Source organism: Serratia sp. CY38905 (genome assembly GCF_052168875.1).
Classification (GTDB): domain Bacteria; phylum Pseudomonadota; class Gammaproteobacteria; order Enterobacterales; family Enterobacteriaceae; genus Serratia; species Serratia sarumanii.
The window spans coordinates 949,042-976,026 of record NZ_JBJNLV010000001.1; the positions used below are offsets into that span (position 1 = coordinate 949,042).

The following is a 26,985-nucleotide window of genomic DNA, read 5'->3' on the forward strand; positions in this document are numbered from 1 at the left end:
GCGATTTGCGCCAGTGCCCATGATACTGGATATAAAACCAGCTTCAAGCGGATTCGTCGCTGCGCCCGATGCCGCGGCAACGCCGTTGCACCGTGGCGTTACAGTCCGGTGACATTTTTATTGTCAATAACAGATTTATCCCCAGAACTTGCCGCGAATTAACTTATTGATAGCACCGCGTCGAAAAATCATACATAGAGACCTGATCAATACCCTCGCGTCTTGATTTTAATTAAATTATTGATAATTAATTACTTTAATAAAAAGACGAGAATGCGGACAAAGCGAACAGAACCCGCGTCCGCTCTCGCTTTACAGCGTTTTTCTAAATCTAATACACAAGGTTATCCACAGGAATAGTGGATAACTCTCACCGCCCCGCCCGGGGCGGGAGTTACAGAAAGAAAGCTTTTCGCCCTTTACACTGGCCAAAATGCCTTTTTTAGTTATTTTTTCATAAAAATATCGCTTTGTTTATGCCGATTAATACTAAAAATCCCCATTGCCAAAATCGCATTGGCTCCTTTCACGTGGATCGCTCTTAACGGCGGCGCAATGCCTTGCACCATGCCCACACCGAACAGCACCACAAGAGTGCAAAAAACGTCCGGGTTAACTTGCCCGCGTATTTTCAGGCCGTCACGGCAGCGCGCGTCAGGCCTGACGTGCGGTTAACAAGGCGATAACAATCCCCCGTTTTCACTCGGCGGCAAAAATTGGCCTGGGAGTTGCTTTATCTTCCTGCGTATAAATGCGGTGCGGCAGCATGATGCGCTGCCGGCCGCGGAGTTTCACCGCCGCGGCGTTATCGCCCGTAAAAACGCAAGAACGACACCAAGTCGTCACAAGCGTCGTTTTTAACGACATATTGACTGTCATTCCGTCCACCGCAGACCTGGCTCTGGCTCTTCGGACGGACGGCATTTTGTTCCAGACATTGCCACACTCGGGAAATTCGCCGCGCATGCGGCCTTTGCAGCCCCCGCCAACGAGTGAAACGAGCGTCTATGAGGAGAATGCCAAATGCTGAGCCTGAGATCGGTCAATCAATTTTACGGGCAGAACCACACCCTGTGGGACATCAACCTGGAGCTACCACGCGGCCAGTGCACCGTCCTGCTCGGCCGCAACGGCGTGGGCAAGACCACGCTGGTCAACTGCATCATGGGGCATGTGCCGGTGGTGAGCGGCAGCATGACCTGGCAGCCGGCGGATCAGCCGCCGCAAAACCTGCTGCTGCAGCCGATGGAGCGCCGCGCCGCGCTGGGCATCAGCCACGTGCCCCAGGGGCGGCAGCTCTTCTCGCAGCTGAGCGTGGAGGAGAATCTGCAGGTGGCGCAAATGGCCGGGCGCGGCGCCCCTCGCCGTATTCCGCCGCTGATCTACAGCCTGTTTCCCCATTTGCGCCAGATGCGCGCGCGCCGCGCCGGCGATCTGTGCGTGGGCGCTCAGCGCCAACTGGCGATCGGTCGGGCGCTGGCCCAGGAGCCGGCGCTGCTGATCCTCGACGAACCGACGGCGGGCGTCCCCCCCTCGATCGCCGCCGACATCGGCAACGTGATCCGCCGGCTCAACCGCGAACTGGGCATGACCATTTTACTGGTGGAGCATCAGCTGCCGTTCGTGCGCCGGGTGGCGGATCGCTTCTGCCTGTTGGACAGCGGGCGCACGGTGGCGCACGGCGCGCTGGCGCAGCTGGATGAGGCGCTGATCGGCGCCGGGTTGGCGCGCCAGGAAGGAGAATGAGGGAGAAAGCCTCCCTCATGGAAGGTTTATAGCAGGCTGATATCCAGATACTGCCCCAGCGGCGCCCGTTCGGCCTGCGGCAGGTGCGGGATTTCGCCCAGCAGCGGCGCCGGCAGCATGCGGCGCAGCGTGGCCAGGTATTCCTGATGTCTTCGTCCCGGCGGCGCCACGTCGTTGGCGATCCAACCGGCCAGCGTCAGCCCGGCCTGCTGCACCGCCTGCGCCGTCAGCACCGCGTGGTTGATGCAACCCAGTTTGATGCCCACCACCAGGATCACCGGCAGTTGCTCCTGCTGCACCCAGTCGGCAAAGGTGTACTCCGCCGACAGCGGGGTAAACCACCCGCCCGCGCCCTCGACCAGCACCCAGTCGGCACTCTGCTCCAGCCGGCGCAGGCCGTCGGACAGCCGCGCCGCGTCAATCGGCCGGCCTTCATCGGCGCTGACGATATGCGGCGAGGTGGGTTCGGCAAAAACGTAAGGGTTCACTTCATCGTAGCTGAGCGCCACGCCGCTGTTGGCCTGCAGCGCCAGCGCGTCGCCGTTGCGCAGTCCCTCGGCGGTCATCTCGCTGCCGGAAGCCACCGGCTTATACCCGGCGCTGCGGTAGCCCGCCCGGTTGGCGGCCTGCAGCAAGGCGCTGCTGGCGACGGTTTTCCCCACTTCGGTGTCGGTGCCGGTTACGAACCAACGTTTAATCACGATAAATCACTCCATAAGCCAGATGATAGCTGAGCGGGAACTGCCCCCGCCGGCACGGGTAAGCCGCCTGCAGCGCGGCGAGACGGCCGCGCGACATCAGGCCGCCCTCGCGCCCCTGATGCAGGTGCGTGGCCCCGATGCCCTTGAGCGAACGCATCAGCGTCATCACGTCCGGGTAGTTCAGAGTGCGCAACTCCGTGACCAGCTCGTGTCGATAGCCAGCACAGGCGGCGCGGATCTGCGCCAGCGGCAGAAAGGCGTTCACGTGGCGCTCGCCGTCCACCTGTTGCCAGGCATCCCCCAGTTCCTGCAGCGATCCCGCCGCCAGCGTGGAAAACAGGATCGCGCCGCCGGGGCGGGTCACGCGGTACAGCTCCGCCAACGCGGCGGGCAGATCGCTGCACCACTGCACCACCAGGCTGCTGAAACAGATGTCCATCGCCGCGTCGGGCAGCGGCACCTGTTCGATATCGCCCAGCAGATAATGATGCGCCGCCTGCCGTTGACGGGCGACATCCAGCATGCCCGGCGCCAGATCGAGCGCGGTCACCTGCTTGCCGCGCTCGCGCCACAGGCGGCTGAAATAGCCGGTGCCGCAGCCGGCATCCAGCAGCCGTTCACCCGGATGGGCACTCCCCATCCCCAGTAAGCGCTCGCCAACGTCACGCTGCAGCGCGGCGGCGGCGTCGTAGCTGCCGGCGGCGCGGCTGAAGGCCGAAGCGACCGCCTGTTTGTTCACCCAGTCATTGGCTGACGTCATGCAATACCTCCAGCAGGCGATCGATATCCTGCGGCTGATGCGCCGCCGTCAGGGTGATGCGCAGCCGCGCGCCGCCCGGCGGCACCGTCGGTGGGCGGATGGCGCTCACCCACAGCCCGCGCTCGCGCAGGCGGGCCGCCAGATCGAGCGCGCGCTGATTGTCACCCACCAGCAGCGGCTGGATGGCGGTGTCGGAGTCCGTCAGGGTCAGCGCCAGCGGCGCGGCGCCCTGGCGGAAACGGCGGATGTTGTCCTGCAGCCGGGCGCGCAGTTCATCGCCCTCTCGAATGCGGGCCAGCGCCGCCTGCAGCGCGCAGGCCTGCGCCGGCGGCATCGCGGTGCTGTAAATCAGATGGCGGGCGAACTGCAGCAGATACTCGGCGGTCGCCTCATCGCACAGCACCGCCGCGCCGCTGACGCCGAACGCCTTGCCGAAGGTGGCCACCAGCAGTTCAGGGCGCACGCCCTGCTGCCAGCAGCTGCCGCGGCCTTGCTCGCCGCGCACGCCGACGCCGTGGGCATCGTCTACCATCAGCCAGGCGCCCGCCGCGCGGGTTAGGCGATGCAGTTCCGCCAACGGTGCGCCGTCGCCGTCCATGCTGAACACCCCTTCGGTCACCGCCAGCCGCTGCCCGTCGCAGGGTTTGGCCAACAGATCCGCCAGCGCCTGCGGCTGATTGTGCTGGAAGCGGCGCAGCTCGGCCGGCGATTGCGCCGCCGCCTCCAGCAGCGAGGCGTGGCTGAGGCGATCGGCCAAAATGCGATCGCCCTTTTGCATCAACGCCGCCAGCACCGCCTGGTTGGCGGCGTAACCGGAGATGAACAGCAGCGCGCGCGGATAGCCGAGCCACGCCGCCATTTGCTCCTCCAGCGCCTGATGCGCCGCGCTAAAGCCGGTGACGTGGCCGGAACCGCCGCTGCCGACGCCGTAGCGCTGCGCGCCCTGCTGCCAGGCGGCGATCACCCGCGCATCCTGGCTCAGCCCCAGGTAGTCGTTGCCGGAGAAATTCAGGTAGAGACGATCGCCGAGCCGAATCTGGCGGCCATTGCCGCCCTCGGTGGTCTGTCGCCGACGGTAGGCGGCGTTGAGGCGCCGCTCTGCCAGCGCCTGCTCAATGCGTTGTTGCCAGCTCATCACAGCGCCGCGTTGTAAAACTCGGCGGTATCGGCGGTCAGCAGTTGCTTAGCCAGCGCCTGCTGTTGCTGGTTGTCGCCGTGTTCGGTGGCGGTCTGCTGCGGGTTCAGCCCCAGCTTGCGGAACAGCTGCAGGTCTTTGTCTTCTTCCGGGTTCGGCGTGGTCAGCAGCTTGCAGCCGTAGAAGATCGAGTTGGCGCCGGCCATAAAGCACATCGCCTGCGTCTGTTCGTTCATCTGTTCACGGCCGGCGGAAAGGCGGACATAAGAAGACGGCATCATGATGCGCGCCACCGCGATGGTGCGGATGAAATCGAACGGATCGACGTCGTCGTTATCCGCCAGCGGCGTGCCTTTCACCTTCACCAACATGTTGATCGGCACGCTCTCCGGCGGCTTCGGCAAATTGGCCAGCTGCACCAGCAGCCCGGCGCGGTCGCGCACCGTTTCACCCAGCCCGACGATGCCGCCGGAGCACACTTTGATGCCGGCGTCGCGCACTTTGTCGAGCGTATCCAGGCGTTCCTGGTAGCTGCGGGTGGTGATGATGCTGCCGTAGAACTCCGGCGAGGTGTCGAGGTTATGGTTGTAGTAATCCAGCCCGGCCTCCGCCAGCCGTTCAGCCTGAGTGCCGTCCAGCGTGCCCAGGGTCATGCAGGTTTCCATGCCCATCGCTTTCACGCCCTGCACCATCTGCTGCAGATAAGGCATATCGCGCTCGTGCGGGTTCTTCCACGCCGCGCCCATGCAAAAACGGGTCGAGCCGTTCGCCTTGGCCTTGCGCGCCGATTCCAGCACCTGCTCGACCTGCATCAGCCGCTCCGCCTCCAGGCCAGTCTTGTAGCGCGAACTCTGCGGGCAGTATTTGCAGTCTTCCGGGCAAGCGCCGGTTTTGATCGACAGCAGCGTGCTGACCTGCACCTGACGCGGGTCAAAGTGTTGGCGGTGTACGGTTTGCGCTTCGAACAGCAGTTCAAGCAGCGGTTTATCAAACAGGGCCTGGGCTTGCCCTACTGTCCAGTGAATGCGATCGGCCATCATGGCGTCTCCAAAACGAAAAAGTGTCGCCAGTTTAAATATTGTGGATATACTGTCAACCAATCTTAATTCAATTTGGTTTACAAGTATGTCTGTCACCGCTTCCGACCTGGCGTTTGACCAACGTCATATCTGGCACCCCTACACCTCCATGAGCCGCCCGTTACCCTGTTACCCGATCGAGTCGGCCAGCGGCGTCGAGCTGCAGCTGGCGGACGGCCGGCGTCTGGTGGATGGCATGTCCTCCTGGTGGGCGGCGATCCACGGTTACAACCATCCTCGCCTGAATCAGGCCGCCAGCCAGCAGCTGGAGAAGATGTCGCACGTGATGTTCGGCGGTATTACCCATCCGTCCGCCATCTCGCTGTGCCGTCGGCTGGTGGAGATGACGCCGGAAGCGCTGCAGTGCGTGTTCCTGGCGGATTCCGGTTCGGTGGCGGTGGAAGTGTCGCTGAAGATGGCGCTGCAGTATTGGCAGGCGCGCGGCGAGCGGCGGCAGCGCATCCTGACGCTACGCCACGGCTATCACGGCGATACCTTCGGCGCGATGTCGGTCTGCGATCCGGACAACTCGATGCACAGCCTCTATCAGGGCTATCTGGCGCCGCACCTGTTCGCCACCGCGCCGCAGTGCCGCTTCGACGAGGAATGGCGCGAAGAGGACATCGCGCCGTTCGCCGCGCTGCTGGAGCAGCACGCCGGTGAAGTGGCGGCGGTGATCCTGGAACCGGTGGTGCAAGGCGCCGGCGGCATGCGTATCTACCACCCAAGCTACCTCAAGCGGGTGCGCGAGCTGTGCGATCGCCATCAGGTGCTGCTGATCGCCGACGAGATCGCCACCGGCTTCGGCCGCACCGGCAAGCTGTTCGCCTGCGAGCACGCGCAGGTGGTGCCGGACATTCTCTGCCTGGGCAAGGCGCTGACCGGCGGCTACATGACGCTGTCCGCCACCCTGACCACCCGCCACGTGGCGGAGACCATCAGCAACGGCGCGGCCGGCTGCTTTATGCACGGCCCTACCTTTATGGGCAACCCGCTGGCCTGCGCGGTGGCGGACGCCAGCCTGGCTCTGCTGGCGGAAAATCGCTGGCAGGCGCAGGTGAGCGCCATCGAAGCCCAGCTGAAGCAGGAGCTGCTGCCGCTCGCGGCGCTGCCGAAGGTGGCGGACGTGCGGGTGCTGGGCGCGATTGGGGTGGTGGAGATGCGCGAACCGGTGGACGTCGCCGAGCTGCAGCGCGGGTTCGTCGAACGCGGGGTGTGGATCCGGCCGTTCGGCAAGCTGATTTACCTGATGCCGCCTTACATCATCGAAGCGGAACAGCTCAGCCGCCTGACCGCCGCCGTGGCCGCCGCCGCGCGTTAATGGCTTACCAATGCTGGTCCAGATAGCGGGCCAGCAATCCCAGACACAGCAGCCAGAGTAAAATGATCATCACCGCCGCCATGCGGCCGGTGGGGTTATCGACGCGCTTTTGCGCCTTCTCGCGCAGCTCGGCCATCAGCGGCTTGGGGATCAGGCGCACCGCCAGCATGATGCCCAACGGTACGATAATCACGTCGTCCAGATAGCCCAGCACCGGAATGAAGTCCGGGATCAGATCGATCGGCGAGATCGCATAGCCGGCCACCAGCAGCGCGATCAGTTTGGCGTACCACGGGGTGCGCTTATCACGGGCGGCCAGCCACAGCGCGTAAATATCGCGCTTGATGCCTTTGGCCCAACGGCGCAGCCAGCCGAACCACGGCGTGCGTTTTTTCAGTGAGATCATGGTGGCGTTGTTTGGCTATCCGGCGGTCTGTAGGAAGGAAGATGCGGCCATGGTAACCGATCCGCGCCGCCGTTGGCGAATGGCAATCCCGCTTGTATTGTCACGACGAAACGATCTAGCTTAAGGGTTCGCGTTTACCGACAACTGGGAGTCACTATGGCTTTTCGTTTGTACAGCAACGATCTGCAGGACGGCGGCAAACTGCCGCAGCAGCAGGTTTTCAACGGCATGGGCTATCACGGCGATAACCTGTCGCCCCACCTGGCCTGGGACGGCGTGCCGGCCGGCACCAAAAGCTTCGTGATCGCCGTTTACGATCCCGATGCCCCGACTGGCTCCGGCTGGTGGCACTGGATCGTGGCCAACATTCCCGCCGACGTGCGCGAGCTGCCGCAGGGCGCGGGCTCCGGCAAAGCCCCGCTGCCCGCCGGCGCGCTGCAGACCCGCACCGACTTCGGCTCAGCCGGCTACGGCGGCGCGGCGCCGCCGAGTGGCGAAAGCCACCGCTACCAGTTCACCGTGCATGCGCTGGACGTGGAGCGCATCGAGGTGGATGAGGGTTCCAGCGGCGCGCTGGTGGGCTTTAACGTCCATTTCCACAGCCTCGGCAGCGCCACGCTGACGGTGACGTTCAACTGATCCCCCGCCAATAAAAAAGCGCGATTCCACCGAATCGCGCTTTTTCCATACTCGTCTGACCGCCGAATTACTTCGCCAGCACGCTCACCCACATCGGGCCTTTGCCCACCGGATAACGCGCCAGCGTGGTCAGCTTACCGCTGGCCTGGTCAATTTCATGCACCGCGATGTGATCGGATTTCTGGCCGGACGAAATCACGAAACGGCCGCTGTGATCGATGTTGAAACCGCGCGGCTGCGCTTCGGTCGGGTGATAGCCGACCACGCTCAGCGTGCCGCCGTCTGCGGAAACGCTGAAGATGGTCAGAATGCTGGCGGTGCGGTCGCTGGTGTACAGGAAGCGGCCGTTCGGCGTGATATGGATGTCCGCCGCCCAGCGGGTGCCGTCGAAGTCGGCCGGCATGATGTCCAGCGTCTGCGTGACGGTGTATTTGCCGCCGTTTTCCGAGATGGCCAGCACGTCCACCGTGCCGTCCAGCTCATTGACGCAGTAGGCGAACTTGTCGTTGTGGTGGAACGCCATATGACGCGGGCCGGCGCCGGCGGCGGTCGCCACCGCTTCCTGCGCGTGCGGCGTCAGCTGGCCCGCCAGGCTCAGGTTGAACAGGCGGATGCGGTCTTCTTTCAGGCAAGGCACCAGCACCAGCTGGTTGGTCGGATCGATGTTCGCCGAGTGCGGCGCGGTCAGGCCGTCGATCTGCTGAATAGGCGCCGTCACCACGCCGTCGTGGCCGATCGGGCTGATGCTGGCGCAGTTGCCGCTGTAGGAGGCGGAGAACAGGTAACGCCCCTGCAAATCGGTGGAGATATGGGTCGGGCTGCCCGGCAGCGGCGCCATGCCGGCCTGCTGCAGCGTGCCGTCCGCCTCGATGCGGTAGCTGACGATGCCAAACGCCGGACGCACGCCGACGTACAGGTGGGTCTTGTCCGGATGAAGGGTCATCGGCTGCACCTGTCCCGGCACGTCAACGGTTTGCAGCAGCGCCAGCGCGCCGGCGTCGTCCAACTGCCAGACGTGGATCTGCTGGCTCTCCGGGCTGGCGACATAAACGATTTGCTTCATGTGTTCTCCTTGCAAAGGGTAAAAGAGGAACCGGTTTCAGGCCGTTCGATTGCCCCTAGCTTACCGCACATCCGTCGCATGGCAACCCCGCTTAGCACCGGAAGCTCACGCGGTTTTCTCCGTTGGCTATCCGGTGTACCATCGGATTAATTTTATGGCTAACGATAACGAGAACCCTATGAGCTACCGCGTCATCGCCCTCGATCTTGACGGCACCCTGCTGGACAACCAAAAACGCATCTTACCGCAATCGCTGGAAGCGCTGGCGCAGGCGCGCGCCGCCGGCATCCAGGTGGTGGTGGTCACCGGCCGCCATCACGTCGCTATCCATCCGTTCTACCAGGCGCTGCAGATAGACACCCCGGCCATCTGCTGCAACGGCACCTACCTGTATGATTTTCAGCAGAAGAAGGTGTTGGCGGCCGATCCGCTGGCGAAAGATCAGGCCAGGCAGGTGCTGCAGATGCTCAAACAGACCGATATTCACGGGCTGATGTACGTCGACGACGCCATGCTGTATCAGGAGCCGAGCGGCCACGTGATCCGCTCGCTGGCCTGGGCCGAAACCCTGCCGGCGGCGCAGCGCCCGACGCTGCTGCAGGTCGGCAGCCTGGCGCAGGCGGCCGACGACGCGCAGGCGATCTGGAAATTCGCCACCTCGCACGCCGATATTCCGGCGCTGCGCGAGTTTGCCGACACGGTGGAAAAAGAGCTGGGGTTGGCGTGCGAATGGTCCTGGCACGATCAGGTGGATATCGCCAAAGGCGGCAACAGCAAAGGCAAGCGCCTGCGCCAATGGGTGGAGTCGCAGGGGCTGAGCATGGATCAGGTGGTGGCGTTCGGCGACAACTACAACGACATCAGCATGCTGGAAGCGGTCGGATTGGGCGTGGCGATGGGCAACGCCGATGACGCGATCAAGGAACGCGCCGATCTGGTGATCGCCGATAACCTGCAGCCGGGCATCGCCGAGGTGATCCGCACCCGCGTACTCTAGTTTTTTCGCCCTCCCGCCGGGAGGGTCTGTCTTAGCGGCTCTCGCGGCTGATAGACACGCTCTTCACCTGCGCGTACAGCCACTGCCCAGGGCGGATCGCCAGTTCATCGCGCGCCCAGGGCGTGATCCGCGCCCACAGCACGTGTTCCCCGACCGCCAGCTTCACTTCCACCTGCCCGTCCACGTCCAGACACTCGCTTACCTTGGCCGGCAACACGTTGCGAATGCTGCTGTTGACCGGCGGTTGCAGCACCAGCGAGACGTCGGCGGCGTTGATGCGAATGCGCAGCTGGGTGCCCAGTTCGGCGTCGATGCCGCTGACCCACAGCCTTTGATCGCCGAGCGCCAGCGCGGTCATGGCATAACGTTGATGATGCTCAATCACGCTGACGCGCAGCACGCTGCTCTGATCTTCACGCTGCAGCCACGGCCGCAGCGCGCTGCTGGCCCAAACGGCTTCCAGCCCGCCGAACGCGCGCACCTCGCCGCGATCCAGCACCATCACCTGCTCGGCCAGGCGCAGGATCTCGTCCAGGCTATGGCTGACGTAGAGGATGGGGATGTTGACGTCCTGCGCCAACCGCTCCAGATACGGCAGTAGCTCGCGTTTGCGCGGCAGATCGAGCGAGGCCAGCGGCTCGTCCATCAGCAGCAGTTCCGGCGCGGTCAGCAGCGCGCGGCCGATCGCCACCCGCTGTTTTTCACCGCCGGAGAGCGTCAGCGGCAGCCGATTGAGCAGCGGCCCGATGCCCAGCAGCTCGACGATAGTGTTGAACTGTGCGTGCATGCCGGCCGCCATGCCGTACTGCAGGTTGCCGCGCACCCGATAGTGAGGGAACAGCCGCGCATCCTGAAACACGTAGCCGATACGGCGCTTTTCCGGCGGCAGGCAAAGGCCCGCGGCGGTATCCACCAGCGTGCGGCCATTGAGCGCGATGCGCCCCTGCTGCAAACGGGTCAGGCCGCCGATGGCGTTGATCAGGGAAGTTTTGCCCGCGCCGGACAGGCCGAAAATCGCGGTGATGCCCTGCGCCGGCAAATCGGCGCGGACGTTGAGATTAAGGTCGCCCAGCTGCTGCGAGAAATCCAGCTCCAGCATTTACACCCCCATCCGTTTGCGGCCCCAGCGGGCCAGCCATTCGGACACCATCAGCGAAGCCAGCGACAGCACGATGGCGATCGCGCACAGCCGCGCGGCGGCGGCTTCCGCTCCCGGCGTTTCGATCAGCGTATACATCGCCAGCGGAATGGTGCGGGTTTCACCGGGAATGTTGGAGACAAAGGTGATGGTGGCGCCGAACTCCCCCAGCGAGCGGGCGAAGGCCAGCACCACGCCGACAATGACGCCGGGCAGCGACAGCGGCAGCGTGACGGTGAAAAACACCCGCCACGGGTTGGCGCCCAGCGTGCGCGCCGCCTGCTCCAGCCGGGTATCCACCGCCTCCAGCGCCAGCCGGATGGCGCGCACCATCAATGGAAACGCCACCACCGCCGATGCCAGCGCGGCGCCGCGCCAGCTAAAGCTGAAGCTGAAGCCGAACCAGTCGTACAGCCACTCGCCGATGACGCCGCGCCGCCCCATGGCGATCAGCAGCAAATAGCCGACCACCACCGGCGGCAGCACCAGCGGCAGGTGAATGACGCCGTCCAGCAGCGCCTTGCCGGGAAAGCGGCAACGCACCAACACCCAGGCCATCAGAATGCCGAACGGCAGGCTGCAGACCACCGCCAAACCGGAGACTTTCAGGCTCAGCTCAACCGCCTGCCACTCGTACTCACTCAGAATCATTTACGCGGGGTGAATCCATAATGTTCAAAAATAGCGGCCGCTTCCGGGCCCTTCAGATAGGTATAGAAAGCGCTGACCGTCGGATTTTGACGATCTTTCACCATCGCCATCGGATATTCAACCGGTTTGTGGCTGTCTTCCGGGAATACGCCCACCACTTTCACCTTGTCGCTGGCGACCGCGTCGGAGCCGTAGACGATGCCGAGCGGTGCTTCACCGCGCTCCACCAGCGCCATCGCGCTGCGCACGTTGTTGGCGCGCGCCAGTTTCGGCTCCAGCGCGCTCCAGGCACCCAGGTGTTCCAGCGCCTCTTTGGCGTAGATGCCGGCCGGCACGTGATCCGGATCGCCCACCGCCAGACGGCCGCCGTTGAGCAGCTTGGCCCAGTCGGTCTGCTTGTCGATGGCGATCTTGTCTTGCTTATCGCTCTTGGCGGCGATCAGCACCAGTTCGTTGCCCAGCAGCGTATAGCGGGTGTCTTTCACCATCTGCTGTTTGTCGATGGCGTAATCCATCCACTGTTGATCGGCGGAGATGAACAGATCGGCCGGGGCGCCCTGCTCAATTTGGCGCGCCAGCGTCGAAGAGGACGCAAAGGAGGAAACCACCTGCACGTCCTTGCCTTTTTGATACTGGGTGGCGATGTCCTGCAGCGCGTTGGTCAACGACGCGGCGGCGAACACGGTGATCTTTTCCGCCGCCGAAGCCTGTGCCACCAGGCCCGATGCCAACACGATCCCGCCAACCCATTTGGTCCATTGCTGTTTCATTGTTTTTCTCCGCAAGTTAACGTGCATTATCACTCTTCGTTATATAAAAAATAATATAACGTTGCGCGAAAGCTTGTCATGCGGTTTATCGGCAAAGCGTGAGATAACTTGAGGAATGCCCGCCGGGCGATGCCGGCGGGTATCGGGATGGGGAACGGTCAGTGCTGGGTGCGGTTTTCTTTCGAACGGCCCACTTTGGAGAAGACGTTGAACACTTCGCCAAAACCGTAGATCAGGCCGAGGATCAGCGCCATGACCACCGGCACCATGACCACGGCAAACAACAGACTTTTCAATAATTCCAACATGATAGCCTCGCTTAACTGCCCATTGAGCGGCAAATGCCTTTCACCGCATATCGGGTTATTCTAACCCAAAAAAATCGCTAAAACCGGAGTTATTTTAGCCAGCGGGGCGAAATTGTGATCGGCCAAACGTGCCCTTTCCACCGGCTCATCCCGCCGCAGGATAGTAGATCAGCGGCGGCGCATAGCCGGCGGGCGCCGCCAGCCGGGCTTCCACCCCGTACACCGCGCGAATGTGCTCCGGCGTCAGCGCCTGCCGCGGCGTGCCCGCCGCACAGATCCCGCCCTGCTGCAGCAGCGCCACCCGATCGCAATAACAGGCCGCCAGATTCAGATCGTGCAGCGTCACCACCACGCTGAGTTTCAGCCGCCGCAGCAAGGCCATAAACTGCTGCTGATGGGCGATATCCAGATGGTTGGCGGGCTCATCCAGCAGCAGCCACGGCGTTTGCTGCGCCAGCGCGCGCGCCAGATGCACCCGCTGTTGTTCACCGCCGGACAGCCGCTGCCAATCGCGATCGGCCAGGTGGCTGATGCCCACTTGCTCCATCGCCTGCCCGGCGAGGCGGCGATCCTCGGGGCCGAAACCGCGCCAGCGGCCGATATGGGCCAGGCGCCCCAGCAGCACCGCCTCCTTCACCGGCAGCGCGAAGGCGCCGGGGGCGGATTGCTCAAGAAAAGCGATGCGCCTGGCGCGCTCCCGCCCGGAAAACGCGGTAATTTGGCGCCCTGCCAGCCAAACGCGGCCCCCGGCGGCGGGCTGCAACCCGGCCAGCAGCTTGAGCAACGTGGATTTACCGCTGCCGTTGACGCCGAGCACGCCGGTGATCTCACCGGGCAAGGCGCAGAAATCCAGATTTTCCAGCACCGTGCGTTCGCCCGCTCGCCAGCTCACCGCCTCGGCGCACAGGCCGGATCGCGCTTTTTCAATCGTCATGCATTGACCTTCCGATACAGCAACAGCAGGAATACCGGCACCCCCAGCAGCGCCGTCAGCACGCCGACCGGCAGCTCGCGCGGAGCAAACAGCGTTCTGGCCAGGGTGTCCGCCGCCACGGCGAACAGCGCACCGCACAGCGCGCTGGCCGGCAACAGCAGCCGATGCCGCGAGCCGACCAGCCGCCGGGCGACGTGCGGCACCGTCAGCCCGATAAATCCCACCGCGCCGCTGAACGCGACGATCGCCGCCGTCAGCGCGGTGGTCACCACATACAGCAGCAGCTTCAGCGGAGCCACCGCCACCCCCAGCGAAGCGGCGGTCACGCCGCCAAACGCCAGCGCGTCCAACTCACCCGCCCGCAGCCAACACAGCAGCAGCGCCGCCGCCAGCGCCAGCCCGCACAGCCCGACCTGCGGCCAGCGCGCGTCGCTGAACGATCCCAGCAACCAGAACATCACGCCGCGCGTGGCGTTGGCGTCCGCCTGCCAGAGGGTGATCAGCGAAGTCAGCGCGGAGAGCAGCTGCGTCACCGCCACCCCGGCCAGAATAAACAGCGTGGACTCCCCCTGCAGCGAACGCCCGGCCAGCAGCATCACCAACGCAAACGCCCCCAGCGCGCCGATAAACGCGCCGCCGGACACCGACAACAGGCCGCCGCCCAGCCCCAATACCAGCACCGTTACCGCCCCCACGCCGGCGCCGGAGGAGATGCCCAGCACCCAGGGATCGGCCAGCGGGTTGCGGGTCAGCGACTGCAGCACGGTGCCCGCCAGCGCCAATCCGGCGCCGGCCAGCGCCGCCAACAGCGCGCGCGGCATCCGCAGCGACCAGATGATGCGCTGATACACATCGGCGTCGGTCGCCGCACCGCCGCTGACGCCAAGCACGATGCGCCAGGCGTCGTGCCACGCGATCGGCGCGGGCCCCGACAGGGTGGCGCCCAGCAGGGCCAGCGGCAGCGCCGCCGCCAGCAACAGCAGCCAGCCGGCCTCACGGCCGGGCAGTAACCGCCGGATCATGCTATTTCCAGCCTGCGATCACATAGTCGTCCAACAGCTGCCACACCGTCCCCGCCTCGCTGAAACCGGCTTGTCTAAGCGCCGCGAGCTGGAAATCCACCGGCGTCGGCGGCGGCACCGGGCGGCCGGCGAACAGCGCTTCACGCTCGGCTTGATAAGCGGCCAGCGCCGGCGATTGCAGCGCGCCCGCAAACCAGCGATCCCAATCCTCAACGCCGTTGTCCCAGGCGCGCTGTTGGGTCTGCTCGTCATGCCGCTCCGCCAACGCTTTCAGCCGCGGCTGGCGCTGGTCATAGCGCTGATGATCGGCGTTCAGGAACACGCCGCCGTCGGCCAGCAGCCCGGCGACGTTGCGGTACAGCGCCAGCTGCTGCTCGGGCATCAGCCAGTGCAGCGCCGTGCTGGACACCGCCGCCTGCGGCGCGGGGCCGGACAGCGCGGAAAAACAGGCCGGATCCGCCAGATCGGCCTGCAGAATGCGGATCCGATCGCCGTACGCCGCCAGCGCGCCGCGCGCCACCGCCAGCAGCAGCGGATCGAGATCGATGGCGGTCACCCTGGCCTGCGGAAAGCGCTGCAAAATGCGCAGGCTCAGCGAGCCCGGGCCGCAAGCCAGATCCACCACGTGAAAATCCTGGCCGGCGGCCAGCGCCAGCACGTCCAGCTGGGCGTTAAAACGCGCTTCCCGTTCGGCGATGTAGGCCGCCTGCTGGCGATCCCAGGAGTCCAGCAGCGAAGAGAATGAAACGGCAGTCATATCAAGGTTCCTTGTTGGAAAAAGTCGGCGCCTGCGGCGGCAAGGCCGCCAGGCCCCGAATCAAACGGCCCAGCGCCGCCACGGTGCGGGCGGAAGGGTCCATGTCGTAACCGGGGAGGATCACGTAGCGCCGCTGACGCACGGCGCGCAGCGTCGCGGTCAGCGGGTGATGCTCCAGAAAGGCGATCTTGTCGGCCGCGCTGTCGCCGAGGCCGCCACGCGGCAGATCGCCAAGCACGATCGCATCCGGATCGCGGGCGGCGATGATTTCCCAGGACACCGTCGGCCACAGCTCGGGTCGATCGCCGAACAGGTTCTCGCTGCCGACGCTGCGGCTCAGCAAACCTGGCGCGCCGCAGCAGCCCGCCACATAGGGCGTTTGCGCGCCGGCATACCACCACAGCAGGCGCATATGCGGCAGCTGAGCACGCTGTGGTTCGAGCGCCCTCAGCTGCCCGCGCAGCCGTTCGACCAGCGCTTCACCGGCGCGGCTGACGTTGAAAATGCGCGCCAGCTCCCGCAGCTCGGTGAAAATGTCTTCAAACGTCAGCGCGGCGGCGATCGCGCTTTGCTGGCCGCTGCAGGCGCCGGGTGAGAGATAAGTGCCGATGCCCCATTCTGCCAGCCGCGCCCGATCGGGCGTTTCCGGGCTGTGCAGCCAGTAATAGCTGGCCGAATAGACAAAATCCGGCCGCATCAGCAGCAACGCTTCCGCCGTGGGCGGCGCCGGGCTGGTGGGCGCCTGCAGCGCATCGGCCGTCGGCGCGGGATCGCGCGCGCGGTCATACCCGACCACGCCGATCGCGCGGCCAGCCAGCCCCAGCGCCAGCAGGTTTTCCAACGCCGGGTTGGCGTAAACCAGCACCCGCTGCGGCGGCTGCGGGTAATCGTGCGTTACCCCGCAATTTTGCAGGCTGACGGCATCGGCGCGCAGCGGCGCGCCGCCGCCCAATCCCAGGGCGCACAACAGCAGAGCAAGCCAGCGTTTCACGCCGTCAGAACCTGACCGACACGAAGGTTTCATAACTGCGCGGCGGCGCGATCAGCGCCTGATCCGGGTAAGTGCGCTGGTAGGCGTACAGCTGGTTGGTGGCGTTGCGAATGCGAAAACCGACATCGACGATCGGCGTCAGCTGATAGTCCGCCGCCAGATCGAGCGTGGTATACGCGCGCATCTTGCGCTGGTTGGCGTCGTCGTTGTAACTGCTGCCGACGTAGCGCAGTGAAGAAGCCAGCCCCAGACGCTCCGTCGCCTGATAATGCACGCTGAGGTTGGCGGTCCAGTCCGGGATATAGGCCGGGCGATTGCCGTTGTAGCTGCGCAGCGGGCTGCCGCCGCGATAGTCGTCGTAGCGGGCATGCGTGTAGGCGGCGTTGCCGGCCAGCTCCCAGCGCTCGTCGGGACGCAGCACCACGCCAAGCTCGATGCCGCGCGACGTCTGCCTGCCTACCGCGTTCAACGCATCCGGCCGCTGCGCGTCGGGCACAAACAGGTTGTCCTTGCGCAGTTCGTACAGCGCCAGCGTCGCCTCACCCTTGTTACCCCAGAACTGCCCTTTGGCGCCGGCCTCCCACTGGCGCGCTCGCGTCAGTGGCAGATCGGTCTGCGTTGGGCTGAGGAAGAACAGATCGTTGCCCGGCTCCTGGCCGGTGGTGTAGTTGGCGTAGAGCGTGAGGTTATCGGTCAATGCATAGCTGGGGCCCAGGCTCCAGGTGCTGAAAACGTAGGTATGCGCGCGGCTCTCTTCCTGCGGCCCCTGGAAGCGCCAGTCCATGTTCATATGGTTGTAGCGCAGCTGGCCCAGCAGCGCTAAACGCTCGGTCAGGCTGAAGCGATCTTCAAGAAAGGCGGCGTACTGGTTCTGGGTAACGTGGCGCACCGGCGCGCGTTGGCGGTCGGTTCCCTGGGCGAACGGCTCTCGGGGCGGCGCGCCAAGCGGCACGTCTTCCGAGCCGGGGAAGCCGTTGGAGTAGTACTGAAAATGCCGCTTGCTCAGATCGAGGCCGACCAGCAACCGGTTATCGAAACCGGCGATGGCGCGATCGAACACCAGCGAACTGCGGTTGCCGATCAGATCGTCGTCGTGCGCCAGGGCGCCGAAGGAGTCGCGGTTGACGTCGCCGGGTCGGGCCGCCGCCGCGACGCGAAAGCGTTCGACGTTGCGCCACTCGCGAAAGCCGCTGTAATAATAAAATTGGTTATGCCACTCCACTTCGGGCGTCATAAACCAGTCCAGACTGGCCTGAAATGCGGTGGCGTTGCTCTGGATGCGGCTGTCGGTCAGGTTGTTGTAATTGATGTCGCGCAGCTCGCCGGCAATGCGCCCGTCCAGCAGCGGCGTGCCGTAGTAAGGGTTGTTGGTGCGGTTGAGCATGCGGTCCAGGCTCAGCGTCAACAGCGCATCGTCCGTCAGTTTAAACAGCAGCGAGCCGGAAACCCGCTTCTGCCGATCGCGTTCGTACTGCACGTTGCTGCCGCTGTCGTTGCCGCTGACGTCCAGCCGGTACGCCACCGCATCGTCCACCAGCGCGCCGCCGGCCCCCAGATGCAGACGCTGGCTGCGGTAGCTGCCGAAGCCATAATCGAGCTCAAGCGGCTGGCGGCTGAAGGTCGGCCGCCGCGAGATCAGGTTGACGCTGCCGCCCGCGGCGCTCAGGCCGTTCAAGGCCGATCCCGGCCCGCGCAGTATCTCGATGCTGTCGTAATGCACCGGATCGCCCAGCTGCAGCGTGCTGCCGGGCATCTCCACGCCGTTATACAGCCAGGCGATCGGCCGGAAACCGCGCGCGGAAAAGTTGTTGGACAGCGTCGGCGAAGCGACGCCGGACAGGCCAGTGGCGTGCTCGACGGCGGCGGCCAGCGAGCGATCGCCCCGCTGTTGGATCGCTCTTGCGCTGATGATATCGACGCTGCGCGGCGTCTCCCGAGCGGTCAGCCCGAGCTGCGAAGCGCTGCGGCTCACGGCGCTCAACGCATCGTAGCGCCCGGCGGGGGCCGCCGCCTCCACGGTGAGCTGTTCTTCGCATCCCGTGGCATTGCGGGCTTTATCGCAGTCGGCGGCGAAAGCCAACGGCGCCGTCAGTGCGCCGCCGACCCAGGCGGCGGCAAGGCATAACGATTTTCTGGGCGTGACAAGACGCCAGCGTGTCGTACTCATGTGAAGCATCCCTGTGGTGAAATAAAAACCGGCCGCAGCCAGCGTAAAGCCTTATCGTTTTTCTGTTATGTTATATTATAACAACAAAGCAATGCCAGTCTTTATTGCCCCGCCCTCCAGCGCACTGCGCTTGGCGCTTTGCCGCCAAATCGGCGACAATAAGATTTTTGCCGCCGACAGGATGCGCTATGCAGGCCGAAATTCTTCTGACTCTCAAACTCCAGCAAAAGCTGTTCGCCGATCCGCGCCGCATCGCGCTGCTGAAACAGGTGCAGCACACCGGCTCCATCAGCCAGGGCGCCAAACTGGCGGGCATCAGCTACAAAAGCGCCTGGGACGCCATCAATGAGATGAACCAGCTGGCGGAACAAACGGTGGTGGAACGCGCCACCGGCGGTAAAGGCGGCGGCGGCGCACAGCTGACGCACTATGGCCAGCGGTTGATCCAGCTGTATGACCTGCTGGGCCAGGTGCAGCAAAAAGCTTTCGACGTGTTGCAGCAGGACGATCTGCCGCTCGACAGCCTGCTGGCGGCCATCTCGCGCTTCTCGCTGCAAACCAGCGCGCGCAATCAGTTCTTCGGTACCGTCATCGAACGCGATCATCAGCAGGTGCAGCAGCACCTGGCGATTTTGTTGAATGACGGCACCACTCGCCTGACGGCGGCCGTCACCCAGCAAAGCGCCGACCGGCTGCAGCTGACGCCGGGCAAAGAGGTGCTGGCGCTGATCAAGGCGCCCTGGGTGCGGTTAAGCGTCGATACCGCGGAGCATGCCGGCGTGGATAACGCGCTGGCGGGCGTGGTGGCCGGCATTCAGCCGGGTGCCGAACACAGCGAGGTGCTGGTGACGCTGGCGGGCGGCGAAACCCTGTGCGCCACCCTGACGACGGCGGAGCTGCAGCGCCTGCAGCTGAGCGTCGGCACCGCCGTACACGCCCTGTTCAACGCCGATCGCGTGATTGTCGCCACGTTGTGTTAAGCGCAACGTAACGTTGCGTTTTTGTTGATTGACATCCCCCTGCAATGCGCCTATTCCTAAGGCAAATAATTGCAAAAAAAGGAACAGGTGATGTCGTCGTTGCACATTTCGCAAGGTTCATTCCGCTTAAGCGATACCCGCACCCTGACGCTGGACGCGCTGGAAATCCAGGCCGGCGACAGCTGGGCCTTCGTCGGCGCCAACGGCAGCGGCAAATCCGCCCTGGCGCGCGCGCTGGCCGACGAACTGGTTCTGCTGAGCGGTGAGCGCCGCAGCGACTTTCAGCACGCGGTGCGCATCTCCTTCGAACAGCTGCAAAAAATGGTCAGCGACGAGTGGCAACGCAACAACACCGATCTGCTCAGCGCGGACGAGGACGACACCGGCCGCACCGCGGCGGAAATCATTCAGGAAGAGGTGCAAGACGCCGCGCGCTGTGAGCGGCTGGCCGCGCAGTTCGGCATCACCGCCCTGCTGACGCGCCGCTTCAAATACCTCTCCACCGGCGAAACGCGCAAAACCCTGCTGTGCCGGGCGCTGATGCCCGAGCCTGACCTGCTGATCCTCGACGAACCCTTCGACGGTCTGGACGTGCACTCGCGCGCGCAGCTCGCCACGCTGCTGAGCGAGCTTTCCGCCCAGGGCCAGACCGTGGTGCTGGTGCTCAACCGGTTCGACGATATCCCGGATTTTGTCCGGCAGGTGGGCGTACTGGCGGACTGTACCCTGACCAACCGCGGGCCGCGCCGCCAGGTGATGGCGGACGCGCTGGTGGCGCAGCTGGCGCACAGCGAAAACCTCAGCGGGCTGGCGCTGCCGGAGGAGGAGGATCCAACGCAAAAGGTGGCGCTGCCGGCGGATCGGCCGCTGATCGTCCTGCGCGACGGCGTAGTCAGCTATAACGATCGGCCGATCCTCAATCATCTCGACTGGCAGGTTAACCCCGGTGAACATTGGCAGATCGTCGGCCCGAACGGCGCCGGCAAATCCACGCTGCTCAGCTTGATCACCGGCGATCACCCGCAGGGCTACAGCAACGATCTGACGCTGTTCGGCCGCCGCCGCGGCAGCGGGGAAACCATTTGGGAGATCAAGCGCCATATCGGCTACGTCAGCAGCAGCCTGCATCTGGATTATCGCGTCAACACCAGCGTGCGCAACGTGGTGCTGTCGGGGTTCTTCGATTCGATCGGCATTTATCAGGCGGTTTCGGATCGTCAGCGGCAGCTCACCGAGCAATGGCTGGCGCTGCTCGGGCTCGACGGCGCGCGCGGCGACGCCCCGTTCCACAGCCTTTCCTGGGGCCAACAGCGGCTGGCGCTGATCGCCCGCGCGCTGGTGAAACACCCGGCGCTGCTGATCCTCGACGAGCCGCTGCAAGGGTTGGATCCGCTCAATCGCCAGCTGGTGCGCCGCTTCATCGACGTGCTGATCGGCCAGGGCGCCACCCAGCTGCTGTTCGTCTCGCACCATGCCGAAGACGCGCCGCAGTGCATCACACACCGCCTCAGCTTCGTGCCCGACGGCGAGGGCGGCTACGGCTACCAACAGCAACGGCTGGAGGCGGCTTCCGCCTGAAGCGCGGCGTAAACATATCCGGCAACACTTCACCGCAGCACATCACATTTGGCCTTTTATCATAGAAAGAAAGAAGGCCATTTTCTGGAGACGCCATGTCCGCTGCGTTGATTATCATCGACCTGATCGAGGATCTGATCGGGCCCAAAGGGCGCGCCAACCACTGCCGCGAACAGGTGACGGCAAGCCACCTGCTCGCCAACGTCAATGCCGCCGCGGCCTACGCCCGGGTGCGAAAAATCCCGGTGATTTGGGTGCGGACGGGATTTGCCGACGATTATCATGACATCCCGCTCCACTCGCCGCTGTTCAACCATTTGAAACAGATAGGCGCGCTGCGGCTAAACGGCCCGGGCTGCCGCTGGACGCCCGATCTGCATCAGGAGGAGACCGATCTGCAGTTTGATAAAACGGCGGTGAGCGCCTTCTCCGGTAACAATTTGTTAGCCTGGCTGCGGCAACATCGGTGCCATCATCTGCTGCTGGCGGGCGTCAGCACGCCGCTCGCCATCGAGAGCACCGCGCGTCAGGCGCACGACGCCGGCTTCCAGGTGACCGTGCTGCACGATCTGTGCGCAGCCCCCACGCAGGAGCTCCACCAGCAGAGCCTGGACACCCTGCAAAACCTGGCGGAAATCGCCCGTTCGCAGGCCTGGATGCAAGGCTGACCTCAATACCGCCGGTCGTGTGGGCCGGCACCCTGCACGGATGCGTCACTGCCCCGACCTTTAGCGTCATCTTGGTGTGCTACTATCCGCTCTAGCGCTCAATTTCGCCATCATCGCACGCCGCAAAGGCGCTGAGCGCCGTGTACATATTTTAAAGGGACATATCATGTGGGGCGTACTGGCTGCTTCGTTATTTTTCTTACCGTTTAACCGGCTGATAGCCTGGGTTATCCTGGCCGCCTCGGCGGGCATGGGGCTTTATCATGGGGTATTGACGCCGCTCAGCCTGGGTTGCCTGTTGGCCATCGTGGCGCTGGCGGGGCTACGTCACCATTTTCGCGAGCGGCGTAGTCTGGCGATCGCGTTCGAAGGGTTGGTGGTCGCCGGCTGCATCGCGCTGTTCTTGCACCTGGTGCCGGGCATCCACAATCAGCTGATGATCGACGGTGAAAAAGCCGGCCCGCTCAGCGCGCCGTTCACTATGTATTACAACTTCGACAAGGCGATGGTGCCCTTCCTGCTGTTCGCCTGCTTGCCCACGCTGTTTTCCGCTGAACGCGGCGGCAACGTCGGCAAAGCGGGCTGGATTGCGCTGCTGCTGGCCGTGCCGGCGCTGTTGCTGCTGGCCGTGGCGCTGGGCGGCTTAAAAATCGAGCTGCATGCGCCCGCCTGGATCCTGCCTTTCGTGATGGCGAACCTGTTCTTCGTCTGTATGGCCGAAGAAGCGCTGTTTCGCGGCTACCTGCAGCAGCGCCTCAGCCAGTGGCTGGGCGCCTGGCCGGCGCTGATCGTCGCTTCTCTGGTGTTCGGCGCCGCGCATTTGGCCGGCGGCATGCTGATGGTGATCTTCGCGACGCTGGCCGGGGTAATCTACGGCCTGGCGTGGATGTGGAGCGGCCGCCTGTGGGTGCCGATTCTGTTCCATTTCGGGCTTAATCTGACCCATCTGCTGTTCTTTACCTACCCGCTGTATCAGCATCCTTAACGGCTGACGCCGGCAGAGAGCCTTTCTCTGCCGGCAGGTCGGGTGAAAACGCTATCACCGGTAGCGCACCGCAATGCCCTCAATCACGTTGCCACCGGCTTTTCTCCGCCCATCAGGCGCTTTTCATCACAGTGTAAACGATTCCATTTTTCGCGTTAGATCACCTTTTTAGTGCCGCGGGCGTGCTATCTTTTTGCGCAATGACCTCTCCCTGTTCAGCAACGGGCGTATTAAGACGGTAATTGGAAGCGATTACACCCTCGTCGACGCCAAGAAAGGAACCGTATGACAGAATTTAACCCTATCGATCATCCGCACCGCCGCTATAACCCGCTGAGCGGCCAGTGGGTGCTGGTCTCACCGCACCGCGCCAAGCGCCCCTGGCAGGGCCAGCAGGAGGCCGTCCCGACGGAAACGCTGCCGGCGCACGATCCCGACTGTTTCCTGTGCCCGGGCAACGCGCGCATCACCGGCGATCGCAATCCGGATTATCGCGGCACCTACGTCTTCGCCAATGATTTCGCCGCGCTGCTGAGCGATACACCGCCGGCGCCCGACAGCCAGGATCCGCTGATGCGCAGCCAGAGCGCGCGCGGCGTCAGCCGGGTGATCTGCTTCTCTCCCGATCACAGCAAGACCCTGCCCGAATTGACGCTGCCGGCGCTGGAGCAGGTGATCGCCGCCTGGCAGGCGCAAACCGATGAGCTGGGCAAGCACTACCCCTGGGTACAGCTGTTCGAAAACAAAGGCGCGGCGATGGGCTGCTCCAACCCGCACCCGCACGGGCAGGTCTGGGCCAACAGTTTTCTGCCGAACGAGGCCGAACGCGAAGATCGCCTGCAGCACGCGTATTTGCGGGAACACACCTCCCCGCTGCTGCTGGACTATGCGCAGCGCGAGCTGGCCGCCGGCGAACGCATCGTGGTAAACACCGAACACTGGCTGGCGGTGGTGCCCTACTGGGCCGCCTGGCCGTTTGAAACGCTGCTGCTGCCGAAAGCGGCGGTGCAGCGCATTACCGATCTCAGCGCGGCGCAAAGCCAGGATCTGGCGCTGGCGCTGAAGAAGCTGACCAGCCGCTACGACAACCTGTTCCAGTGCTCCTTCCCCTATTCGATGGGATGGCACGGCGCGCCGTTCAACGGCGCCGACAACCGACACTGGCAGCTGCACGCCCATTTCTATCCGCCGCTGCTGCGTTCAGCCAGCGTGCGCAAATTTATGGTCGGTTACGAGATGCTGGCGGAAGCCCAGCGCGATCTGACCGCCGAACAGGCCGCAGAGCGTCTGCGCGCCGTCAGCGATATTCATTACCGTGAAGCCGGAGCCCAAGCATGAGCCTGAAACCGCTTACCCATTCTCTGTTTACCGAACACTTTGGCTACGCGCCGGCGTTGACCATCCAGGCGCCGGGGCGGGTGAACCTGATCGGCGAGCATACCGATTACAACGACGGCTTCGTGCTGCCCTGCGCCATCGATTACCAAACCGTCATCGCCTGCGCCAAGCGCGACGACCGCCAGATCCGCGTGCTGGCCGCCGATTATCAGCATCAGCAGGATCAATTCTCGCTCGACGATCCGATCGTCAGCCACCCCGATCAGCGCTGGTCGGACTATGTGCGCGGCGTGGTGAAGCACCTTCAGCGCCGCAACGCCGACTTCGGCGGCGCGGATCTGGTGATCGCCGGCAATGTGCCGCAGGGCGCGGGGCTCAGCTCCTCCGCCGCGCTGGAAGTGGCGGTGGGCCAGGCGCTGCAGGCGCTCTATCAGCTGCCCCTGGACGGCGTAGCGCTGGCGCTGAACGGCCAGGAAGCGGAGAACCAGTTCGTCGGCTGCAACTGCGGCATCATGGACCAGTTGATCTCCGCGCTCGGCCGGCGCGACAGCGCGCTGCTGATCGACTGCCGATCGCTGGAGACCCGTGCGGTGCCGATGCCGGACAACGTCGCGGTAGTGATCGTCAACTCCAATGTGCAACGCGGGCTGGTGGACAGCGAATACAATACCCGCCGCAAACAGTGCGAGGAAGCGGCGCGGTTCTTCGGCGTCAAGGCGCTGCGCGACGTCAGCCCCGAACAGTTTGAGACGCGTCAACACCAGCTCGATCCGTTAGTGGCCAAACGCGCGCGCCATGTGATCAGCGAGAACGCCCGCACGCTGGCGGCGGCCGACGCGCTGGCGGCCGGCGATCTGCAACGCATGGGCCGGCTGATGGCGGAGTCGCACGCCTCGATGCGCGACGACTTTGAAATCACCGTGCCGCCGATCGATAAGCTGGTCGAGATCGTCAAAGCGGCGATCGGCCCGCGCGGCGGCGTGCGCATGACCGGCGGCGGCTTTGGCGGCTGTGTCGTCGCGCTGATGCCGCAGGATCTCGTGGAGACGGTGCGTGCCGCCGTAGCGCACGAGTATCCGCGGCAAACCGGCGGATTACAGGAAACCTTCTATGTCTGCCAGGCTTCGCAAGGCGCCGGCCTATGCTGACCGCAACCACGGCAGTTGCCCCCGATGGGCAACCTTATCAGCTGACGCAGTTGCAAAACGCCGGCGGCATGACGGTGACGCTGATGGACTGGGGCGCCACCTGGCTGTCCGCCGTCTTGCCGCTCAAATCCGGCGAAAGACGCGAGTTGCTGCTCGGCTGCCGCAGCCCGGCGGACTACCCGCGTCAGGGCGCCTATCTGGGCGCCACCGTCGGCCGTTACGCCAACCGCATCGCCAACGCCAGTCTGCTCATCGACGGGAAACCCCATGCGCTGGCCGCCAATCAGGGCGCCCACCAGCTGCACGGCGGCCCCGACGGTTTTCATGCCCGCCGCTGGCGCCGGGTACAGCATGATGCGCAACAGGTCTGCTATGTGCTGCACTCGGCGGAGGGCGATCAGGGCTTTCCCGGCAATCTCGACGTGCAGGTTTGTTACCGCCTGACTCATGACAATCGCCTGGAAATCAGCTATCTGGCGCAGGTCGATCGACCCTGCCCGGTCAACCTGACCAACCACGCCTATTTCAACCTGGACGGCGCCGGCACCGACGCCCGCGCCCAGCGGCTGCAGCTGTTCGCCGATCGCTATCTGCCCGTTGACGCCGAGGGCATTCCCTGCGCCGATCTGACGCCGGTGGACGGCAGCGGCATGGATTTTCGCCAGCCGAAAACGCTGCTGCACGATTTCCTGCGCGACAGCGACCAGCAGCGGGTGAAAGGCTACGATCACGCATTCCTGCTGCATCGTACCTGTGGGGCGCTGGAGAGCCCGGCGGCCCATTTGTGGTCCGCCGACGGGCAAGTGCAAATGAGCGTGTTCACCGACGCGCCGGCGCTGCAACTCTACAGCGGCAATTACCTGGCCGGCACGCCGGCGCGCGATGGCGGCAGCTACGCCGACCATGCCGGCGTGGCGCTGGAGAGCGAGTTCTTGCCGGACAGCCCGCACCATCCCGAGTGGCCGCAGCCGGACTGCTGGCTGCAGCCGGGGAGCCGCTATCGCAGCGCCACGCATTATCAGTTTTATCCTATCTGACCCGCCACGCCCCTCGCCGTGCGGCCGGGGGCAATTTGTTATAAATGCTTACCTTTTAACGCTATCCCCCCACCGGCGCCCGCCTTCCCTTATTCCAAAGCGCGCACTACACTCAGGCTACCGTGATAAGCACAACGCCTTGTGCAACGTCACCTTTTTCGGCCGATGGCGGCCAATCAATAGCTGAAGGAACACCTATGCGTCTGATTACTGCACTTCCATTGCTGGCTGGCTTAATGCTGAGCACCAATCTGATGGCGGCCGACGCGACGACGGCGACGAAAACGCCTTCGCCGGCGCAGGCGGCTCAACAGAAACGCATGACCGACTGCAACCAGCAGGCATCCACCAAATCGCTGAAAGGCGCCGATCGTTCCACCTTCATGAGCACCTGTCTGAAATCCGAAGGCTCCGCCGCGACGGGCAAAACCCTGACGCCGCAGCAGCAGAAAATGAAGAACTGCAACGCCGACGCCAAGACCAAAGATCTGAAGGGCGACGCGCGTAAAACCTTCATGAGCAACTGCCTGAAAAAATCGGCCTGATTTTCCCCACGCCACGGCGCGCCCGAAGCGATTTTGGCGCGCCGTTTCCCCCCTCGCAGCGCCAGCCTGAACGATTCAGCTTTTTCCTTTCGCCAGCCCTTACTTTGCGGCAAGAAATTGG

The 26,985-nt window shown here is 64.2% G+C and carries 28 protein-coding genes; 12 read left to right on the forward strand and 16 right to left on the reverse strand.

The window, feature by feature from the left end; genetic code table 11:
- Nucleotides 1–699 precede the first annotated feature (699 nt).
- Nucleotides 700–879, reverse strand: a complete 180-nt coding sequence (locus ACJ8MK_RS04795; RefSeq protein ID WP_139639887.1) for a hypothetical protein — start codon at nt 877–879, stop codon at nt 700–702.
- Nucleotides 880–1,023: 144 nt separating this feature from the next.
- Between ACJ8MK_RS04795 and ACJ8MK_RS04800 the strand changes: the two genes are divergently transcribed.
- Nucleotides 1,024–1,746: an ATP-binding cassette domain-containing protein gene (locus ACJ8MK_RS04800; RefSeq protein WP_049195911.1), complete on the forward strand. Its 723-nt coding sequence runs from the start codon at nt 1,024–1,026 to the stop codon at nt 1,744–1,746.
- A gap of 26 nt (nt 1,747–1,772) precedes the next feature.
- Here the strand turns inward: ACJ8MK_RS04800 and bioD are convergent, their stop codons facing one another.
- The 4 genes from bioD to bioB are packed head-to-tail and all read right to left on the reverse strand — an operon-like array spanning nt 1,773 to nt 5,379.
- Nucleotides 1,773–2,447: a dethiobiotin synthase gene (bioD, locus tag ACJ8MK_RS04805; RefSeq protein WP_033653509.1), complete on the reverse strand. Its 675-nt coding sequence runs from the start codon at nt 2,445–2,447 to the stop codon at nt 1,773–1,775.
- Nucleotides 2,440–3,207 carry a malonyl-ACP O-methyltransferase BioC gene (gene bioC, locus ACJ8MK_RS04810; protein WP_033647122.1) on the reverse strand — a complete coding sequence of 256 codons (768 nt, stop codon included), beginning with the start codon at nt 3,205–3,207 and terminating at the stop codon, nt 2,440–2,442. Before bioC ends, bioD begins: the two co-directional genes overlap by 8 nt.
- Entirely contained in the window at nt 3,191–4,342 is a 1,152-nt protein-coding gene (bioF, locus tag ACJ8MK_RS04815) for an 8-amino-7-oxononanoate synthase (RefSeq protein ID WP_197839255.1), read from the reverse strand. Before bioF ends, bioC begins: the two co-directional genes overlap by 17 nt.
- Nucleotides 4,342–5,379, reverse strand: coding sequence for a biotin synthase BioB (gene bioB, locus ACJ8MK_RS04820; RefSeq protein WP_033653544.1), 1,038 nt, complete (start codon nt 5,377–5,379; stop codon nt 4,342–4,344). Before bioB ends, bioF begins: the two co-directional genes overlap by 1 nt.
- Before the next feature lie 88 nt (nt 5,380–5,467).
- On the opposite strand from bioB, the gene bioA reads away from it, so the two are divergent.
- Nucleotides 5,468–6,742: an adenosylmethionine--8-amino-7-oxononanoate transaminase gene (bioA, locus tag ACJ8MK_RS04825; RefSeq protein WP_033637498.1), complete on the forward strand. Its 1,275-nt coding sequence runs from the start codon at nt 5,468–5,470 to the stop codon at nt 6,740–6,742.
- A gap of 4 nt (nt 6,743–6,746) precedes the next feature.
- Here the strand turns inward: bioA and ACJ8MK_RS04830 are convergent, their stop codons facing one another.
- Nucleotides 6,747–7,148, reverse strand: coding sequence for a YkvA family protein (locus tag ACJ8MK_RS04830; RefSeq protein ID WP_016928691.1), 402 nt, complete (start codon nt 7,146–7,148; stop codon nt 6,747–6,749).
- A gap of 156 nt (nt 7,149–7,304) precedes the next feature.
- On the opposite strand from ACJ8MK_RS04830, the gene ACJ8MK_RS04835 reads away from it, so the two are divergent.
- Nucleotides 7,305–7,787, forward strand: coding sequence for a kinase inhibitor (locus ACJ8MK_RS04835; protein WP_033637497.1), 483 nt, complete (start codon nt 7,305–7,307; stop codon nt 7,785–7,787).
- A 67-nt stretch (nt 7,788–7,854) separates the two neighbouring features.
- On the opposite strand, the gene pgl is transcribed toward ACJ8MK_RS04835, so the two are convergent.
- Entirely contained in the window at nt 7,855–8,850 is a 996-nt protein-coding gene (pgl, locus tag ACJ8MK_RS04840) for a 6-phosphogluconolactonase (RefSeq protein ID WP_033637496.1), read from the reverse strand.
- A 178-nt stretch (nt 8,851–9,028) separates the two neighbouring features.
- Here pgl and ACJ8MK_RS04845 point away from each other — a divergent pair, with 178 nt between their 5' ends.
- Nucleotides 9,029–9,847, forward strand: coding sequence for a pyridoxal phosphatase (locus ACJ8MK_RS04845; RefSeq protein WP_047571674.1), 819 nt, complete (start codon nt 9,029–9,031; stop codon nt 9,845–9,847).
- A gap of 31 nt (nt 9,848–9,878) precedes the next feature.
- Here ACJ8MK_RS04845 and modC read toward each other — a convergent pair whose 3' ends face one another.
- The 9 genes from modC to ACJ8MK_RS04890 form a co-directional block, all read right to left on the reverse strand.
- Nucleotides 9,879–10,946 carry a molybdenum ABC transporter ATP-binding protein ModC gene (modC, locus tag ACJ8MK_RS04850; RefSeq protein ID WP_442517563.1) on the reverse strand — a complete coding sequence of 356 codons (1,068 nt, stop codon included), beginning with the start codon at nt 10,944–10,946 and terminating at the stop codon, nt 9,879–9,881.
- Nucleotides 10,947–11,636 carry a molybdate ABC transporter permease subunit gene (gene modB, locus ACJ8MK_RS04855; protein WP_033653514.1) on the reverse strand — a complete coding sequence of 230 codons (690 nt, stop codon included), beginning with the start codon at nt 11,634–11,636 and terminating at the stop codon, nt 10,947–10,949.
- Nucleotides 11,633–12,406, reverse strand: a complete 774-nt coding sequence (modA, locus tag ACJ8MK_RS04860; RefSeq protein WP_033647133.1) for a molybdate ABC transporter substrate-binding protein — start codon at nt 12,404–12,406, stop codon at nt 11,633–11,635. The genes modB and modA overlap by 4 nt, the downstream gene beginning before the upstream one ends.
- Nucleotides 12,407–12,564: 158 nt before the next feature.
- A complete protein-coding gene (locus tag ACJ8MK_RS04865) occupies nt 12,565–12,714 on the reverse strand; it encodes an AcrZ family multidrug efflux pump-associated protein (protein WP_004939813.1) in 150 nt (49 codons plus the stop codon).
- A 145-nt stretch (nt 12,715–12,859) separates the two neighbouring features.
- A complete protein-coding gene (locus ACJ8MK_RS04870; protein WP_197779190.1) occupies nt 12,860–13,648 on the reverse strand; it encodes an ABC transporter ATP-binding protein in 789 nt (262 codons plus the stop codon).
- Complete coding sequence (locus ACJ8MK_RS04875; RefSeq protein WP_041033936.1) at nt 13,645–14,670, reverse strand: FecCD family ABC transporter permease; 1,026 nt, start codon at nt 14,668–14,670, stop codon at nt 13,645–13,647. The genes ACJ8MK_RS04870 and ACJ8MK_RS04875 overlap by 4 nt, the downstream gene beginning before the upstream one ends.
- A 1-nt stretch (nt 14,671) precedes the next feature.
- Nucleotides 14,672–15,427, reverse strand: coding sequence for a class I SAM-dependent methyltransferase (locus ACJ8MK_RS04880; protein WP_033647137.1), 756 nt, complete (start codon nt 15,425–15,427; stop codon nt 14,672–14,674).
- Nucleotide 15,428: 1 nt separating this feature from the next.
- Nucleotides 15,429–16,418, reverse strand: coding sequence for an ABC transporter substrate-binding protein (locus tag ACJ8MK_RS04885; protein WP_342133884.1), 990 nt, complete (start codon nt 16,416–16,418; stop codon nt 15,429–15,431).
- Between the two features lie 4 nt (nt 16,419–16,422).
- Complete coding sequence (locus ACJ8MK_RS04890) at nt 16,423–18,585, reverse strand: TonB-dependent siderophore receptor (RefSeq protein ID WP_440481841.1); 2,163 nt, start codon at nt 18,583–18,585, stop codon at nt 16,423–16,425.
- A 188-nt stretch (nt 18,586–18,773) separates the two neighbouring features.
- Between ACJ8MK_RS04890 and modE the strand changes: the two genes are divergently transcribed.
- The 8 genes from modE to ACJ8MK_RS04930 all read left to right on the forward strand — a co-directional run bounded on the left by modE (nt 18,774) and on the right by ACJ8MK_RS04930 (nt 26,864).
- Entirely contained in the window at nt 18,774–19,565 is a 792-nt protein-coding gene (gene modE, locus ACJ8MK_RS04895; RefSeq protein WP_049195922.1) for a molybdenum-dependent transcriptional regulator, read from the forward strand.
- Nucleotides 19,566–19,655: 90 nt separating this feature from the next.
- Nucleotides 19,656–21,143, forward strand: a complete 1,488-nt coding sequence (gene modF, locus ACJ8MK_RS04900) for a molybdate ABC transporter ATP-binding protein ModF (protein ID WP_060421718.1) — start codon at nt 19,656–19,658, stop codon at nt 21,141–21,143.
- A gap of 95 nt (nt 21,144–21,238) precedes the next feature.
- Entirely contained in the window at nt 21,239–21,811 is a 573-nt protein-coding gene (locus ACJ8MK_RS04905; RefSeq protein ID WP_060387396.1) for a cysteine hydrolase family protein, read from the forward strand.
- A gap of 166 nt (nt 21,812–21,977) precedes the next feature.
- Nucleotides 21,978–22,796 (forward strand): CPBP family intramembrane glutamic endopeptidase, encoded by an 819-nt coding sequence (locus tag ACJ8MK_RS04910; protein ID WP_047568848.1) that lies wholly within the window; start codon nt 21,978–21,980, stop codon nt 22,794–22,796.
- A 285-nt stretch (nt 22,797–23,081) separates the two neighbouring features.
- Nucleotides 23,082–24,134 carry a galactose-1-phosphate uridylyltransferase gene (gene galT / locus ACJ8MK_RS04915; protein WP_161726959.1) on the forward strand — a complete coding sequence of 351 codons (1,053 nt, stop codon included), beginning with the start codon at nt 23,082–23,084 and terminating at the stop codon, nt 24,132–24,134.
- On the forward strand, nt 24,131–25,282 hold the full coding sequence (gene galK / locus ACJ8MK_RS04920) for a galactokinase (protein WP_047568850.1): 1,152 nt from the start codon (nt 24,131–24,133) through the stop codon (nt 25,280–25,282). Before galT ends, galK begins: the two co-directional genes overlap by 4 nt.
- Nucleotides 25,276–26,319 carry a galactose-1-epimerase gene (gene galM / locus ACJ8MK_RS04925; protein ID WP_039566918.1) on the forward strand — a complete coding sequence of 348 codons (1,044 nt, stop codon included), beginning with the start codon at nt 25,276–25,278 and terminating at the stop codon, nt 26,317–26,319. The genes galK and galM overlap by 7 nt, the downstream gene beginning before the upstream one ends.
- 197 nt (nt 26,320–26,516) lie before the next feature.
- Nucleotides 26,517–26,864, forward strand: a complete 348-nt coding sequence (locus ACJ8MK_RS04930; protein ID WP_033637480.1) for a PsiF family protein — start codon at nt 26,517–26,519, stop codon at nt 26,862–26,864.
- The last annotated feature ends 121 nt before the right edge of the window (nt 26,865–26,985 follow it).